We start from the raw sequence: 14,911 nt of genomic DNA, 5'->3' as shown, positions 1-14,911 counted from the left end.
ATAAGACGCACAGAAGCGCAGTTGGAATCGGTGTTCCAGCAGATTCCACACAGGGAGGACGGAGCGCTCGCGTGTGGCGCCTCCTGCTCCGGTTTCAGACAGGGGGCCGGCATGAGGAACGTGCCGGACATAAAATCCGGAAACGTTTGATATGCATATTGACCACCAGGGCATGAAAGTCGCCCTCCGAGACGTCTGCCTGATCGGCCTTGCCGTTCTCGTTGTCTCACTCCTGCCGTATCACCCCTACTTCTTTGGCGACGAACTCCTGCCATTCAATTTCGGAGAGCGCCTGGGGAATGGTGTTCTATCCGTCTATAAGGGATTGAACAGCTATAAGCCCCGTCTGGTAATGAACATCTTCTGGGCGTTCGTTGTTGGCGATAGTTGGCCGCGATGGGTTGCGATGCTGTTCAATGCCGCGTGTATTGCGGCCTCCGCATCACTGGCCTATGCGCTGTGCGTGCGGCGCTTCTCGACAGGTCGATTGACTGCACTGCTGGTCGCGGCACTGGTCATTGGCTCGCGCTACGACGTGATGCTTTACTGGGATTACGTATCAGGCACGGTGGAGACGCTCAGCCTCGCGCTCTTTCTGGCGGGCATCTACTGCGGCTCGGATCTGTTTGAAGCTGGGCGTCAACCGCGTCCACGCATGCTTGCAGCGGCGTTTGCCTTCTTCCTTCTCTGCGTCTTCGTCCATGAGCGCTACGCGGTTGGCGTGCTCGGGTTCGCGGGTGCCGTCGCGGTATTTCAGCTGAAGGCGCTCACGCAGAAGAAGCTGACGCATCCCATGCTGTTCGCGATCCTGATAGCCGTTGTGCCGCTGGGCCTCTTTGCCTGCATGGTAAAGCTGCTTTCGGATAACCCCATCACGATGGGCTCCACGGGTCGCGTCGTGACGCTGAACGTGGAGACATTCAAAGTTGCCCTGACGTATCTGGGTAATCTTTTCGTGGGCACGAATTACGGTCCGCCCTGGTTCGTTGGGGTCGTCAATCAGGAAGTGCTCGTTCATTCGAAGCGTTTCTGGTTGTTGGTGGCTGCCTTCGTCATCTGCTGGATCGCTCCGTGGATTTTTCAGCGCAAGAAGATGCTGGCCAGTCCCCGCGCACCAGTGATTTTCCTGGCGACACTGCTCGGTTTCGTGTGCATTGCCAGCCTGCCTGGCGCCGATCGTCAAGAAGCGCGCTGGATGTATCCCGCTTTCGTGATGATGCTTCTGCTGGTCGTGGCGACCTATCCGGCGCGTGCGCGACTCGTGTTGTTGCTGCTGCTTGCGGTCCAACAGGTCGCTTTCGTGGGCTTTGGCGGGATCGCAACTATCTCCAGCATTTCAGGTTCCCGCACCGCGCGATCGCTTGCAGAGTCGTTCAGTCATGTTCGGCCGGCGCAAGGTGAGGGTGTGCTGATCGGCGTACCCGAGCCAGATACGGGGTGGATATTGGGCGGCGACGGCGCACTTTTCTGTCGTATCAATCTGGGTGGACAGAATTGCCTGCATCGGGCCCGTTCATACAGCGGAGAGCCTTTCGCCGGATACAGTTTTGGCCTCGTAGCCACCACGATCGATCGCACCAATCCCTCCTACCGATTGGTGGGCCGGCCCATGGCCGAATTGCTCCTCAATGAGAAGCCGTTTCCGGCTCAAGGCGATGTCCTTGGCGAAGGTGCTGAGTGGAAAGGCTGGGCGTGGTCCGACCCGACCATGGTTGGCCCGGAAGGCGTGAAGCTAAGCCGCCTCGCGGACAATTTCATGAATGTTGCGGCTGCGCGCGTGGATGGGCGCTTGCTCATCTACCGTGCCCGGGCCACCGAAGGGGATCAGGTCCCCATGCGCCTGCAAATCAACTGGAGTGACGCGTCCGGCAAATTCCTGGGCGCGCAAATTGTCGTCGTTAGCATTACCCCTGAGTTCACCGAACACGCCCTGTTTGCCGCGGCCCCGCCGGGTTCCGCCATTGGCGCTGTCTACGCAACGCTGCACGATGGCGCCAAGGGTTCCGTGTTGCTCGAGTCGGTCAGGGCGGCTGGCGATATTGACCTGCATTCCAGCGAAGCCAGTGATTCAGCTGCGGAGTAGGTCGCTCTTTTGTCACGCATTTGCATCATCCCGCCGCACCTGATGTGTTAGCTTGAGTCCTTAGGAATTTGCCACCCGTTGTTCATAGAGGTGGCAAGTTCCATTGCCCTTGCCTGTCGGTCCATGGACCGACAACTTCTTCGGAGGCGGTGATGGACGAGCTTGTAAATCAGGATCTCATAGCACCTGACAAGGCGCCCCAAGGGGGCTCCGAGAGCGACCCTTTGGCGGTGAAGGCATGGTTAGCGCACTCGGCCACCACCGTTCTGCCAAGGGGTGAGCTGCTCGAAACCTTTCACGGGCAGCACCCTCGAACCCTCTTCGTGAAGTCGCTCAAAGCCCGTTCATCGGTGCTGGACGTTGGAGCGGGTGACGGTGCCCTGAGCATCTTCAGGCGTTGGCCTCGCCCCGCCCGACAGGACTTGAAGATATACGCCTACTCCCTGGAAAAGGGACAGAACTTCGACGACTACGACGGTTACGAACTTAGCGACTGGAATGTCCAGAAGCCCTTTGCCGATCGCACCTTCGATGCGATCTTCTGTTCACATTTCGTCGAACACATCGCCGATCCCGTTGCCTTTATTACCTGGATGGCCTCGAAACTCAGTGAAAACGGCCGGGTCTACATTGAGTGGCCGTCCGCGTACGCACTAACTTCGCCTTCCAATCAATTGCTGGCCGAGTGGGGATTCTCCGGACTCACGGGGAACTACTTCGACGATGACACGCATCGCGATCCCTTGCCTGATCGCGGAGTGCTGGAGGCGACGCTTCGAAAGCTTGGCTTCGATATCAATGCGTCAGGCATTGTCTCCATGCCCTTGTTTGAAGATGAGCTACTCGCGTACTCCAGGCACGCGGGAGACAGGGTGGCGCTGCAGTTTGCCTATTGGCTCAAGACGCGCTGGTGTCAATACCTGGTGGCGACGCTGGGCTGATGGCACGCAGCTCGGCCTAGATTTGGCATCGGACGAGCCCCGCACCGATGCGGTGGCGTCCGTCCAGCGTCGCCGCAAGTGATGCGCCTTTCAGGGGCAGGAGGGTCCGCCCACGGTCGCATCGGCCAGGACCTTCCCGTCGCTCTTGTTCTTCAGGAAAAAGTGCAGGCCTGGATGTGTCCAGGGTCCGGTCCTGGCTTCGCCGATGGCACCGCCAGCTGCAAAGAGCTTGGCACCCTCTAGCGTGGAGCCCACCCAGACCTCCACGGCCTCGGTCGCCACCCCGGCAGCAGAGGCATCCCACGTGATCGACGTTACAGCCCCGGGTTCGCAGGCAGCCAGGTGATCTGGTGACACCGTGAGGCCGGAAGATGATTTGGGGGCGGTGCCGGCTCCCGTCGACGGGGCTGCCGCCTGATCGTTGTCCGGGTGCTGGCATCCCGCCAGGCTGGCGAGGAAGAGTACGGCCAGGTAGCGCTTGTACGTCATCGATGCATCTCCAAGGGTGACATATCGTCGATCAGTGTATCGAAGAGGTTCGCGCCGATGGTGATGACCGCGTGGGCTTCGACCACATCACGTTAAAGCGCGACGACGTCGCTGCTGTCGACGATATCGCTGCCATGGATGGTGAAATTGACCGGGGGCGTGGATTCTTCGTAAGTCATACTGCGAAGTGTCAGTGCCATCGGTCCCGCCATGGCAGTGAGCGCAGGAGGTACCTCGATGGTCACCAGATCACCTCCGGGATGTACGGTCGTGGCGAGCGGAACGTCGTTGAGCGAGGCAACGGTATCGAAAGCCGCATGGCGGGTTCGTATCCAAAGTGCATTAGAGCCATTGGGCTGCGGATTGAACGGGGCGCCTGCCATGACCTCTTGCGGCCCCCATTCCACGATGGACATCGGCGATTCAAGTCGCTTGAGGCGGGCCTGCAACGTTTCATTGTCTTGTCTGAGTGCGAGGTTCTCAGCCGCGAGGCGCTCGTTCGTCTCGGGCCTGAGTCCGCGGACGTACTCATCCATGGACCGCTTCATGTGGCGAAGTGCGGTCGACCTGTCGCCATTGATCACGGGAAGGCCTTGGCTAAGGCGCTTGAAAAGCTCAAATGCTTCGCGAATCCACGGCTTTTCCGATTGCAGATTCGTTTCTATGCTGCAGTCGCCCGGATCGTCATAGCGAGAACTGTTGAGCTTTTCGCGCAGCGGCAGCAGGCAATGTGGATGAAAGCGTTCACCGGCGAATTCGAGGCACTTGCGAAGCGCGTGCTCCGGAGAGGTCACCAGTTCCTCATGGTCGAGCCGCATGACGGTCTTTGGCCCAAGCGCCTGTTCGGCTAGCGCGCTGTTGTGGACGAGCCGATACCACGTGCGGTACGCCTCTTCCTCGGCGTAGTCCGTGGCGCCCATGGTCGAGAAGTTCATCAGCGACGTGGCAACTCGTTTGGGGTTGCGCAGAACATGGATGAATCGCGCATCAGGGAACATGCGCAGAAGAGGCAGGACGTAGTGCGAATTTTCCGGCGTGCCGTCTACCCAGCGCCGCTTGGGCTGAAAGCGACCACGCGTTAGCTTGACGTTGTCAGAGATCAACGAGGCGTTGCGCCTCGCAGCACTCACCGCATTCTTGGCGATGCGTTTTTTTGCGTCGGTGACCAGGTCATGGACGGTCTGGCCAAAGTGCTCACGAAATTCGCGTGGCGTATAGCCCGCCAAACCCAGCAAGGAGTGCTCACCCTGCGCGCTGCCGATCCGGTAGAGATATTCCAGATCCACGGAGAGCTTGTAGAGGAAATGCGTTTCCTCCAATGGAAATACATTGGGGTGCTGTCCCATCGCCCAGGTGAGGGCGCTGGTGGCCGAGCGGTACGATCCGATGATGAAGATCGGGCCCGGCTTACCGAACCGTAGTGAGCGGAACACCATTTTCCCCTGCCTTTCTTGCGGCCGGGGGTCCGCTCGTCTCAGCGCGATGGATTCACCCCGGCAAATTACGCCGGGCTGAATCATGCGTGCCCCACGGATGGTTGCGCAAGTTCGTACGCAACAATCCGCGGGTATTTGTCTTGCGCTTAACCGACAGCCGCCTCGATCTCCGGGATCAGCTTGAACAGATCCCCCACCAAGCCGATGTCCGCGATCTCGAAAATCGGGGCCTCGCCGTCCTTGTTGATGGCGACAATGGTGCCGGCGTCCTTGATGCCGGTCAGGTGCTGGATGGCGCCGGAGATGCCGAAGGCCATGTACAGCTCGGGGGCGATGATCTTGCCGGTCTGGCCCACCTGCAGCTCGTTCGGTACGTAGCCGGCATCCACCGCGGCGCGGGAGGCGCCCACGGCCGCACCGATCTTGTCGGCGAGCTTGTAGATGATCTCGAAGTTCTCCTTCGAGCCGACGCCACGGCCACCGGAGACCACCTTGCTGGCGCTCTGAAGGTCAGGGCGATCGCTCTTGCCCTGCTGCAGCTCGACGAAGCGGGTGTGCGAGGGCAGGGCGGCGTCCACCGACAGGGCCTCGACGGGGGCGCTGTTGGCGCCGTTGGCGGCTGCCGGCCACGAAGCCGTGCGGATGGTGGCGACCACCGCATGGGCCGGGTTGGCCTCGACGGTGATGATCGCGTTGCCGGCGTAGATGGGGCGCTTGAAGCTGTGTGCGCCTTCGACGGTCATGACGTCGCTGACCTGGGACACGCCCAGCAGGGCGGCCACGCGGGGGGCGACGTCCTTGCCGAACGTGGTCGACGGCAGGAAGACGTGGGAGTACCCGGCGGCGGCCTTGGCGATCTGCGGGGCCAGGACGGCGGCCAGCGGATGGGCGTTTTCAGCGCGGGCGATGGTGAGGACGCGGCTGACGCCTTCGATCGTCGCGGCCTCGGCAGCGATGGCGTCGACGCTATCGGCCAGCACCAGCACGTCGACGGTATCGCCCTTGACGGCGTTGGCGGCGCTCACGGCGCGGGCGGTGGAGGGGTTCAGCTTGCCGTTGAGGTGCTCGGCGATGACGAGAATCTTGCTCATGTCTGTCTCCTGGCAACCTGCTTACAGCAGGCCCTTCTGCTTGAGGACGGCGACCAGCTCGGCGGCATCCTTCACCATGACGCCCTTGCTGCGCTTGGCGGGGGCGGCGAAATGGGTGGTCTTGAGGTGGTCGTGGGCTTCCACGCCCAGCGAGCCGAACTCGATGGTGTCGATCGGCTTGGCCTTGGCCTTCATGATGTCCGGCAGCTTGATGAAGCGCGGCTCGTTGAGGCGCAGGTCGGTCGTGAGCACCGCCGGGAGATCGGCCTCGATCACTTCCAGGCCGGCGTCCACCTCGCGGGTGACCGTGGCTTTGCCATCGGCGATCTCGACCTTGCTGGCGAACGTGGCCTGCGGGCGGTCCCACAGCGCGGCCAGCATCTGGCCGGTCTGGTTGGCATCATCGTCGATGGCCTGCTTGCCCAGGATGACCAGCTCCGGCTGCTCCTTCTCAACCAGCTTGAGAAGCGTGCGGGCGGCCGTGAGCGGCTGCACTTCGTCGGCAGTGACCACATGGATGGCGCGGTTGGCGCCCATGGCCAGGCCGTTGCGCAGGTGCGCGGTCAGGTCGGCCGGGCCGATGCCCACCACGACGACCTCGGTGGCAACACCCTTCTCACGCAGGCGCAGGGCCTCTTCGAGGGCGATATCGTCGAACGGGTTGGCCGAAAGCTTGACGCCATCGGTCACCACGCCGGTGCCATCGGGTTTGACCTGGATGCGGACGTTGTAGTCCACCACGCGCTTGTAGCCGACAAGAATCTTCATGTGCGAGTCCTTAGTACGGTGGCTACCGGCCGGTAGCCCAAAAACCGGATTGTACCCGCCGTCAAACGCTCGTTTGAAGTCCTTGGGGGAGGCGGGGAACGGATCAGGATATCAAGCCAGGGCCGCTTCTAGCGTCGCCCGGGCAATGGCCGGTGAGAAATGGTCCTGGATGTTCCTGAGGCTGGCGTCGGAAATGCGCTGCCACAGCACCGGATCGTCGTACAGCCGCAGCACGGCATCGACGTAGGCGTCGGTGTCGTCGGCGATCAGGACATTGCGATCATCCTCCAGGAACATGCCTTCGGCGGCGATGCTCGTGGCTACCACGGGCAGGCCGTGGCTCATGGCGGTGTTCACCTTGCCCTTCACGCCCGCGCCATAGCGCAGCGGGGCGAGGGCAATTCTTGCGCCGTCCATCCAGGGGTCGATGTCCTCGACGCGACCGTGGGCAATGACGCCATGGCCGGTGAGTTCCTCGCGCGTGGCGTCGGGCATCTGGCCGATCAAATGAAGTTCGATCTCAGGGCGCGCCGCATGGATCTTCGGGAAGATCTCGCGGGTGAGCCAGTGCACGGCATCGACGTTGGGCGGGTGGCCGAATCCACCGACGAAAACCAGGTGGCGGCGTTCGTCATAGCCCTTCTTGCGGCCATGCACCTCGTGCATGTTGGGCAGCAACATCACGCTGGCGCCTGGCACCGCTTCGCGCAGCAGGGCCAGTTCAACCGTGCTGACAACGAAGGTGGCATGGCAGTCGCGAATGATGGCCAGCTCGCGTTGCTGCGAGGCGGCTGCGCGGCGCGCGAGGGCAGGGTTGTTGGTGTGCTCGGCCGCGCGCTGTTCGCGCAGGAAGTGCACGTCGACCGTGTCGAACAGGAGGCGGGCCTGCGGCGCCAGTCGCTTCATCAAGGGGAGGTTGGGATCGGCGACGTAGTGCCGGCACAGCAATACCGCGTCGAGATCGGGTCCTTCATCGCGCAGCCAGGTGGCGAGCGAGTTGACGAAAGGCTTGCACAGCACTTCGACGCCGATCTCGCCCAGCGTTCGCAGATCGCTCGCACTGGCCTGGCCGTTGTCGGCCATGAACGTCACACGCCAACCCATGTCGCGGAACAGCTTCATGATGTTGTAGAGCTGCAGCGAGCCGGCATCGCGACGCGGGTCGGGCGTGAGCGCGTCCATGATGAAGACGTGCCGGCGCCCGCCGCGCAATGCCCTGGCCACCGAGGTACTGCGCGGTGGCAGGTGCGTGAGCGCTTCGGCCCACTTTTCCCTGAACTTCACGCGGTTCAGCACCTGGTATTGCTTGACGCCCTGGGTCAGGTCGGTGCCGGAGCTGATGCCTTCGCAATGCACCACCACGCTGGTGGGTTCGTAGATGACGCGGCGACCGGCGTCGCGCACGGCAAAGGCCAGGTCCATGTCTTCGCAATACGCGGGCATGTAGCGCACGTCGAAGCCGCCGACGTGGTCGAACAGCGCCCTGTCGATCAGCAGGGCGGCGCCGGAAACGTAGTCGACATCGCGACGATAGAGGAAACGCGGATCGTCGCGCTTCTCGAAACGCCCGACATTCCAGGCTTCGCCGTCGGAAAACACCAGTGCTCCGGCTTCCTGCAGGCGCCCGTCCGGATAGATCAGCTGGCTGCCGACGATACCCGCGCCCGGTTCATCGCGATGCGTACGCAGGAGGTTATCGAGCCAGCCCGGCGTGACTTGCGTGTCGTTGTTGAGGAACAGCAGGTAAGGCGAGCGCGCCGCGTGGGCGCCCGCGTTGCAGCTGCCGATGAAACCGAGGTTCTGCTCGTTGGCAATGAGTCGGAGCCCATCGACCTGGGCGAGCGTCTGACGGGTGTTGTCCGGCGATGCATCGTCGATGACGAGCACTTCGAAGGGCGCGGCGGCGCCGTAGCGGGCGATTGAACGCAGGCAGGCGACGGTCCACGCCACTTTCCCGTGAACCGGGATGATGACCGAGACGAGCGGTGCCTCGCTGGTGGGCAGGGCGAACGGCTCGAATGCGGCGTCCAGTGGCTCCAGTTCCAGCGCCTGGTCCTCGGCCGGCACGGGGCGGAATTCCTGCATCACGCGGGAAACGGTTCCCTTGAACCCGCGTTGCGCGATGCTGCCAATCACGCGTTGCGAGAGATATCGCAGCCGCTTGATCCGCCATGGCAATGTGCTGAACGACATTCCTACCTCATGTCACTGCTGGCCCGGTCAGGGCTTGTCCAAAACAACGGGCCAGTCAGTCATGACGACGGCGTGGCGCGCCTTACAGATTCTGATAATTCGGGCCTGAACCGCCTTCCGGCGTTACCCAGTTGATGATCTGGTACGGGTCCTTGATGTCGCAGGTCTTGCAGTGCACGCAGTTGGCGGCGTTGATCTGCAAGCGCTTGCCGGCCTCGTCTTCCACGATCTCATAGACGTTCGCGGGGCAGAAGCGCTGGCAGGGGTTGCCGTATTCCACCGTGCACTTGGTCACGCAGATAGACGTGTCGGCGACGTGCAAATGAACCGGCTGGTCTTCGTCGTGTTCGGTGGCGGCGAAATACACGCCAGCCAGTCGATCGCGCGGCGCCAGGTCACGCTGCACGTAATCGCGCCTGGGCTCTTCCTGTTCGCCGAGCTTGTGCAGCGAGGACCAGTCGGCCTTGTTCTTCAGCGTCCACGGCGAGGCGCCGCCGGTCACCGTTTCCCAGGCTGCGTTGGCCATGCCGAACCACAGGCCCTTCTTGAAGCCGGGCTTGATGTTGCGAACCTTCTTCAGCTCGGCCATGACGTCGGAGCCGCGAAGCTTCGCGTTGAAACCGGCCGGCTTGAGGTCATTCGCCGCCAGGTGCTCGGCGGCAAGCATGCCGCTCTTGATCGCCTGGTGGGTGCCCTTGATCTTGGGCACGTTGAGCAGGCCGGCGGTATCGCCGATCAGCAGGGCGCCGGGCATATCCACGTTCGGCAGCGACTGGTAGCCGCCGGTGACGATGGCACGCGCACCGGCCGAAAGAATGGTGCCGCCTTCCAGCAACGCCTTCACCGATGGGTGGTTCTTCCACTGCTGGAAGGCTTCCCAGGGCTGGTAGTTCGGGTCGCTGTAGTCCAGGCCACTGACGTAACCCAGGGCGATGCGGTCCTTGTCCAGGTGATAGAGGAAGCTGCCGCCGTAAGTGTGGTTGTCCGCCGGCCAGCCGAAGCTGTGCACGATCTTGCCCGGCTGCACGCGGCCGGCCGGGACCTGCCAGAGCTCTTTGATTCCGATGGAATAACCCTGCGGGTCGCTGTCCTTGTCCAGCTTGAAGCGCTTGATCAGCTGCTTGGTCAGGCTGCCACGCGCGCCTTCGGCGAGCACGGTGACCTTTGCCTTGATGTCGATGCCCTGGGTGTAACCGGGCTTGTGCGAACCATCCTTGGCCACGCCCATGTCACCGATGCGCACGCCGGCGACCGAACCGTCGTCGTTATAGACGGTGTCGGCGGCAGCAAAGCCAGGGAACACGTCCACGCCCAGCGCTTCGGCCTGGGGCGCGAGCCATGCGCACATGGCGCCCAGCGACACGATGAAGTTGCCCTGGTTGTGCATGCCCGGTGGCACCGGCAGCTTGCGAGCGCCTGTCTTGCTCAGCAGCCAGAACTCGTCCTCCGTGGCGGGGACGCAGATCGGCGGCGGACTGTTGCGCCAACCGGGGAGCAGGGCGTCCAGCGGTTGGGGTTCGATCACCGCGCCGGACAGGATCTGGGCGCCGATGGTCGAGGCCTTTTCGATGACGCACACGCTCACATCCGGCTTGAGCTGCTTGAGGCGAATCGCGAAGGACAGGCCCGCAGGGCCTGCGCCGACGACGATGACGTCGTATTCCATGGTTTCGCGTTCGCTCATGGCGTGCTCCAAACATTCAGGGCTGGCGGTGGCTGGCCGGTTCCGGGGCAACGAGGCTCCGGGAGGTGCTTTAACGCTCCATTGTCCGGTTTCGGGCTCCGTGCGGCAACGCATGGTGCCTCGGCGCGGGATAACGAGAACCGAATCAACGGCGTGGCAGGATCCGTCCAGGGTGCGTCCGAACGGCCAAGCGGCGCCGTTTGCTTGCAAACACTTCACAAGACGCATTGATAATCGGTTCGACGAAAGGGAGCGTTCATGAATCAGTTGCCGCCGATCTCCGATCACGATCTACGCCGCGCTACGGTCTGCCAGTTGCTGCACTGGCTGGCCAGTGGACGGATCCAGCCCCAGACCCTGACGGATGCCTATCAAGACGCCATCGAGCGGTTCAATCCCCAACTCAACGCCTACGTTGGCCTGAGCTCGGCTTTGCTCCAGGAACAGGCCGCCGCCGCCCAGCATCGCCGGCGTGACGGCGTCATCGGTCGCCTCGACGGCATTCCGGTGGCCCTCAAGGACAACTTCGATATTGCCGGCTGGCCGACGCATGCGGGCCTGCCGGGCCGGCGCACGCCGGTGCAAGAGGACGCCCACGCGGTGGCGCGCTTGCGCGCGTCCGGTGCCGTCCTGCTGGGCAAGACCAATATGGATGAAGGCGCGCTGGGCGCCACTACCAACAACCCTCACTACGGCGCGACCCACAATCCCCATCGCCATGGCTACACCGCAGGTGGTTCTTCCGGTGGCGCGGCGGCCGCGGTGGCTGCGGGATTGGCGGCCGTAGCCGTCGGTTCCGACAGCCTGGGTTCGATTCGTATTCCCGCCAGTTACTGCGGCATTTACGCGCTCAAGCCGACGCATGGTGAGATTTCCGCGCGGGGGCTGGTGCCGGCAGCGCGTCGTCTGGACGTGGTGGGTCTGCTGGGGCGCAGTGCAAACGACCTGACCGTATTGCTCCAGGTGCTCGCCGGCTATGACGCTGACGATGCGCGCTCGCGCCGTCGCCGCGTGGCATTTGCGCCGCCGGACTGGGAGCCGGGCAATCTCCGTTGCGGCCTGCTGCCGGACCTTGCCGCCATCGGCGTCGATGCCGATGTCATCGACGTTTTCGAAGAGGCGCTCGCACGCCTGCCGCGCGAACTGGGTGAGCGCCGCCATGTCGATTTCGCGGACTGGGATTTTGCGCGGACCCGTCGCGCCGGTCTGTTCCTGATGGAAGCGGAGATGCTCAGCACCTATGCCGGGGATCTGGCCGACAAGCAGCATCCGGTGTCCGATCGTTTCCGCCAGATGTTGTCATATGCGTCGAAGAAGAGTGCCGCCGACTATGCCGAGGCGGATCGCGTGCTCGATGCCGCCACGCTGAAAATGCGCCGGCTGTTCGCGCAGGTCGACGTGCTGGTGTTGCCGACGACGCCGCAGGGCGCGTTCCCGCTCGATGGCCCGGTGCCCGACTCACAGGCCGACCTGACCAGCTTCGCCAGCCTCGCCGGTTGCCCGGCGGTCTCCATTCCGATGGGCACCCTGCCCAACGGCTTGCCCATCGGCCTGCAATTCGTGGGCGCACGCGGCTCCGATCTTCGACTGCTGGAGTTGGCGGCGGTCTGTTCGGCGACGCTGGATGCCGATCCCACCTATCCGGTGGCGGCGGCGTAGCGATGACCGTCGAAGCGCTCGTGCCGATGCTGCGCTGTGCGGACATCGGCACGATGGTGCGCTTCTATTGCCAGACGCTGGGTTTTCGCATTGACGGCGGTGACGAGGCGCTCGGTTGGGTATCGCTGGCCCGCGACGACGTGAGCATCATGCTGTCGCGCCTGAGCGAACACGAGGGCGACCAGCGCCCCCATTTCACCGGCTCGCTGTACTTCCGGGTCGATGATGTCGATACGCGCTGGCTCCTGCTGTGCGAGCGCGCGACGGTTTGCTACCCGATTGAAGATTTTCCCTACGGCATGCGCGAATTCGGCATCTACGACCCGGAGGGCTACTTGCTTCAGTTTGGTCAGCCGATACGCTCGTAGCCATGGATCTATTCAGTCACATGCAAAGTGGGCCGTGGCAATCGCTCGCCTTACCGGGTGGCGATGTCGCGCTGTTGCCCCAATGGCTGTCGCGCGAAGAGGCGGATGGCCTGCTGCAGCAGTGCATCGACGATATTCCCTGGGAAACCCATCGCATCCGAATCTTCGGGCGCGAGGTGGATTCGCCTCGACTGAGCTGCTGGATGGGCGAACGGGAAGCGACCTATGTCTATTCCGGCACGCGCTTCGATCCCCATCCGTGGTTGCCTGCCCTGGATGCCTTGCGGCCGCGCCTTGCGTCCGCGTGCGGCGCGCGTTTCAACAGTGTGCTTGCCAACTTGTACCGTGACGGCCATGACTCGATGGGCTGGCATAGCGATGACGAGCCGGAGCTGGGGCCTTCGCCGGTCATCGCCTCCCTCAGCCTCGGGGCCGAACGCGTCTTTCGCCTGCGCAAGCGGGCCATCGACGCCGGTCGTCGCGAAAGCCTCGGGCTGCGATTGCCCCATGGAAGCTTGCTGCGCATGGCCGGTCAGACGCAGCGCCTCTATCAGCACGCCTTGCCGAAAACCACGCGCAGTGGTCTGCGCATCAACCTGACGTTTCGGTGGATCGACGCCGGCGCGCGACGCTGAGTCAGCGGGTCGTGGATGCTTGAAGTGACTGCTGCATCGTCCAGTTGACGACCTGGGTGGCCAGCGCGTCACCGGCCAGGCCAAAGGCTGCGACCACCTGCGGAACCGCGGTGCCACTCGCCGGCTGCGTGATTTCAAAACGCTGCGTGGCAACGATGCGCAATCCCGAATTGCGCACCAGGCGGGCGTCGTAGCGGATGACCACGACCGGCTGGCCATTGCGATACTCCGACTGGAAGGCCGTGAGGTCGGCATCGAGGAGGAAATCAGCCTGGAGATTCGAGTCGTCACTGCTCAGGGCACCGACGCGACCGTCATCGCGGAAGGCCTGCATCAGGCGATCCCGCAGTATGGTGGTGCCGCGGTCGCTCCAGCGGGCGCCCTGGTACACGCTGATGACGTCACCTTGCGGCATCACGGCGATGCGCGAGCTGTCGAGCATGCGGCTGGCCTGCGGCGTGTTGATGCGCAACGACCAGGCCACCGGCGCCGTGCCCTGATGCTGCATGGCGGTGGCGGGAAGACGATACACGTCGGGCGACTCCGCCTTGGGAAGGACCGAGCAGGCCGTCAGCGCCAGGAGCGCGAGCGCGGCGGATGCGTGCGCAAGGCGACGATGAAAACTCATGGCGTGAACTCCTTGTTGCGGTCGCGGCCAAGCAGGTAGCCCGCCGGGTTTTCGTCGAGTTTGCGGGTGATCCCGCGCAGCGAACTGGCGGCGTCGCGCAGTTCGCGCACCGCCGGTCCCAGTTCGCCAATGCCCTGCATGCCACCGTCCAGCGACGCGCGGTTTTCGCTCAGCAGGCGATCGATGGCGGCGGTGGAGCGTTCGAGCGAGGCCATCGCATTTTTCGCGCTCTCGAGCGTGTCATGCGCCGGCCCGTTCACCAGCCCATTGGCCTGGCGCGCCAGTTGCTCGGTCTGCGCCAGCGTGGCATTGGCCTGCTTGCTGGCTTCGGCGAGCTGGACAATCAGCTGGCGGATGTCGTCGCGCTGATCGGCAATGGCGCCCGTGGTTTTATCCAGGTGATCGAGCGTACGGCTGATGCGATCCACGTTCTCCGAGGACAGCAGCAGGCTGGCGCGCGAAATCACCTCGTTGATATTGGTGACCACGTCCTCGCCATTGGCGAGCAGTCGGCTCAGCGGCGACGGATCGGCGACGATGACCGGGATCGATCCATCCCTGGACGTCAGCGGCGCGCTCGTCGGGTTGCCGCCACTGAGCTGGATGATCGAAAGCCCCGTGACACCGGTGAGCGCGATGCGCGCGTGCGTGTCTTCCTTCACTGGCGTATCGGCGCCGACGCGAATGCGTGCCAGCACGCGGCGCGGATCCTTGGGGTCCAGCTTGAGCTGGGTGACGTCGCCGACCTTGATGCCGTTGTATTGCACGGCACCGCCCACCGACAGGCCAGTCACGGCTTCGTTGAACACAATGTCGTATTGGTTGAACTGTCGGTCCGCGCTGGACTTGGCCAGCCATAGCGCGAAGAGCAGGGCGGCGGCGACCACGATCACCGTGAACAGGCCGATCAACACATGATGGGCACGGGTTTCCATC

General features: G+C 63.4%; 13 protein-coding genes. 5 read left to right on the top strand and 8 right to left on the bottom strand.

The window, feature by feature from the left end; all coding sequences use genetic code 11:
* Positions 1-151: 151 nt before the first annotated feature.
* On the top strand, positions 152-2,083 hold the full coding sequence (locus EYV96_RS09405) for a hypothetical protein (RefSeq protein WP_131151160.1): 1,932 nt from the start codon (positions 152-154) through the stop codon (positions 2,081-2,083).
* A 152-nt stretch (positions 2,084-2,235) separates the two neighbouring features.
* On the top strand, positions 2,236-3,024 hold the full coding sequence (locus EYV96_RS09400; protein WP_131151159.1) for a class I SAM-dependent methyltransferase: 789 nt from the start codon (positions 2,236-2,238) through the stop codon (positions 3,022-3,024).
* 90 nt (positions 3,025-3,114) lie between these two features.
* On the opposite strand, the gene EYV96_RS09395 is transcribed toward EYV96_RS09400, so the two are convergent.
* The 6 genes from EYV96_RS09395 to EYV96_RS09370 all read right to left on the bottom strand — a co-directional run bounded on the left by EYV96_RS09395 (position 3,115) and on the right by EYV96_RS09370 (position 10,685).
* Entirely contained in the window at positions 3,115-3,513 is a 399-nt protein-coding gene (locus EYV96_RS09395) for a hypothetical protein (RefSeq protein ID WP_131151158.1), read from the bottom strand.
* 92 nt (positions 3,514-3,605) lie between these two features.
* Positions 3,606-5,033, bottom strand: a complete 1,428-nt coding sequence (locus EYV96_RS09390) for a sulfotransferase family protein (RefSeq protein WP_131151157.1) — start codon at positions 5,031-5,033, stop codon at positions 3,606-3,608.
* 62 nt (positions 5,034-5,095) lie between these two features.
* A complete protein-coding gene (locus tag EYV96_RS09385) occupies positions 5,096-6,040 on the bottom strand; it encodes an electron transfer flavoprotein subunit alpha/FixB family protein (RefSeq protein ID WP_131151156.1) in 945 nt (314 codons plus the stop codon).
* A 21-nt stretch (positions 6,041-6,061) separates the two neighbouring features.
* Positions 6,062-6,808 (bottom strand): electron transfer flavoprotein subunit beta/FixA family protein, encoded by a 747-nt coding sequence (locus EYV96_RS09380; protein WP_131151155.1) that lies wholly within the window; start codon positions 6,806-6,808, stop codon positions 6,062-6,064.
* Positions 6,809-6,919: 111 nt separating this feature from the next.
* Positions 6,920-9,001 (bottom strand): glycosyltransferase, encoded by a 2,082-nt coding sequence (locus EYV96_RS09375; RefSeq protein WP_131151154.1) that lies wholly within the window; start codon positions 8,999-9,001, stop codon positions 6,920-6,922.
* Positions 9,002-9,083: 82 nt separating this feature from the next.
* A complete protein-coding gene (locus EYV96_RS09370; RefSeq protein WP_131151153.1) occupies positions 9,084-10,685 on the bottom strand; it encodes an electron transfer flavoprotein-ubiquinone oxidoreductase in 1,602 nt (533 codons plus the stop codon).
* Between the two features lie 258 nt (positions 10,686-10,943).
* Between EYV96_RS09370 and EYV96_RS09365 the strand changes: the two genes are divergently transcribed.
* The 3 genes from EYV96_RS09365 to EYV96_RS09355 are packed head-to-tail and all read left to right on the top strand — an operon-like array spanning position 10,944 to position 13,347.
* Complete coding sequence (locus tag EYV96_RS09365) at positions 10,944-12,344, top strand: amidase (protein ID WP_131151152.1); 1,401 nt, start codon at positions 10,944-10,946, stop codon at positions 12,342-12,344.
* A 2-nt stretch (positions 12,345-12,346) separates the two neighbouring features.
* The gene (locus tag EYV96_RS09360) at positions 12,347-12,712 is read left to right on the top strand and encodes a VOC family protein (protein ID WP_131151151.1); all 366 of its coding nucleotides are present in this window, start codon (positions 12,347-12,349) and stop codon (positions 12,710-12,712) included.
* A gap of 2 nt (positions 12,713-12,714) precedes the next feature.
* Complete coding sequence (locus tag EYV96_RS09355) at positions 12,715-13,347, top strand: alpha-ketoglutarate-dependent dioxygenase AlkB family protein (protein ID WP_131151150.1); 633 nt, start codon at positions 12,715-12,717, stop codon at positions 13,345-13,347.
* Position 13,348: 1 nt separating this feature from the next.
* Here EYV96_RS09355 and EYV96_RS09350 read toward each other — a convergent pair whose 3' ends face one another.
* Positions 13,349-13,975: an ABC-type transport auxiliary lipoprotein family protein gene (locus EYV96_RS09350; protein ID WP_131151149.1), complete on the bottom strand. Its 627-nt coding sequence runs from the start codon at positions 13,973-13,975 to the stop codon at positions 13,349-13,351.
* Entirely contained in the window at positions 13,972-14,910 is a 939-nt protein-coding gene (locus EYV96_RS09345; RefSeq protein ID WP_131151148.1) for an MlaD family protein, read from the bottom strand. The genes EYV96_RS09350 and EYV96_RS09345 overlap by 4 nt, the downstream gene beginning before the upstream one ends.
* Between the last annotated feature and the right edge of the window lies 1 nt (position 14,911).

Source organism: Dyella terrae, assembly GCF_004322705.1.
GTDB lineage: Bacteria > Pseudomonadota > Gammaproteobacteria > Xanthomonadales > Rhodanobacteraceae > Dyella_D > Dyella_D terrae.
Note: the sequence above shows the minus strand (reverse complement) of the source record. Positions and strands in the feature narration are given on the sequence as shown.

Coding starts and splice junctions, on each gene's coding strand:
- EYV96_RS09405 (WP_131151160.1), top strand. CDS start 152: ATGCATATTGACCACCAGGGCATGAAAGTCGCCCTCCGAGACGTCTGC.
- EYV96_RS09400 (WP_131151159.1), top strand. CDS start 2,236: ATGGACGAGCTTGTAAATCAGGATCTCATAGCACCTGACAAGGCGCCC.
- EYV96_RS09395 (WP_131151158.1), bottom strand. CDS start 3,513: ATGACGTACAAGCGCTACCTGGCCGTACTCTTCCTCGCCAGCCTGGCG.
- EYV96_RS09390 (WP_131151157.1), bottom strand. CDS start 5,033: ATGATTCAGCCCGGCGTAATTTGCCGGGGTGAATCCATCGCGCTGAGA.
- EYV96_RS09385 (WP_131151156.1), bottom strand. CDS start 6,040: ATGAGCAAGATTCTCGTCATCGCCGAGCACCTCAACGGCAAGCTGAAC.
- EYV96_RS09380 (WP_131151155.1), bottom strand. CDS start 6,808: ATGAAGATTCTTGTCGGCTACAAGCGCGTGGTGGACTACAACGTCCGC.
- EYV96_RS09375 (WP_131151154.1), bottom strand. CDS start 9,001: ATGTCGTTCAGCACATTGCCATGGCGGATCAAGCGGCTGCGATATCTC.
- EYV96_RS09370 (WP_131151153.1), bottom strand. CDS start 10,685: ATGAGCGAACGCGAAACCATGGAATACGACGTCATCGTCGTCGGCGCA.
- EYV96_RS09365 (WP_131151152.1), top strand. CDS start 10,944: ATGAATCAGTTGCCGCCGATCTCCGATCACGATCTACGCCGCGCTACG.
- EYV96_RS09360 (WP_131151151.1), top strand. CDS start 12,347: ATGACCGTCGAAGCGCTCGTGCCGATGCTGCGCTGTGCGGACATCGGC.
- EYV96_RS09355 (WP_131151150.1), top strand. CDS start 12,715: ATGGATCTATTCAGTCACATGCAAAGTGGGCCGTGGCAATCGCTCGCC.
- EYV96_RS09350 (WP_131151149.1), bottom strand. CDS start 13,975: ATGAGTTTTCATCGTCGCCTTGCGCACGCATCCGCCGCGCTCGCGCTC.
- EYV96_RS09345 (WP_131151148.1), bottom strand. CDS start 14,910: ATGGAAACCCGTGCCCATCATGTGTTGATCGGCCTGTTCACGGTGATC.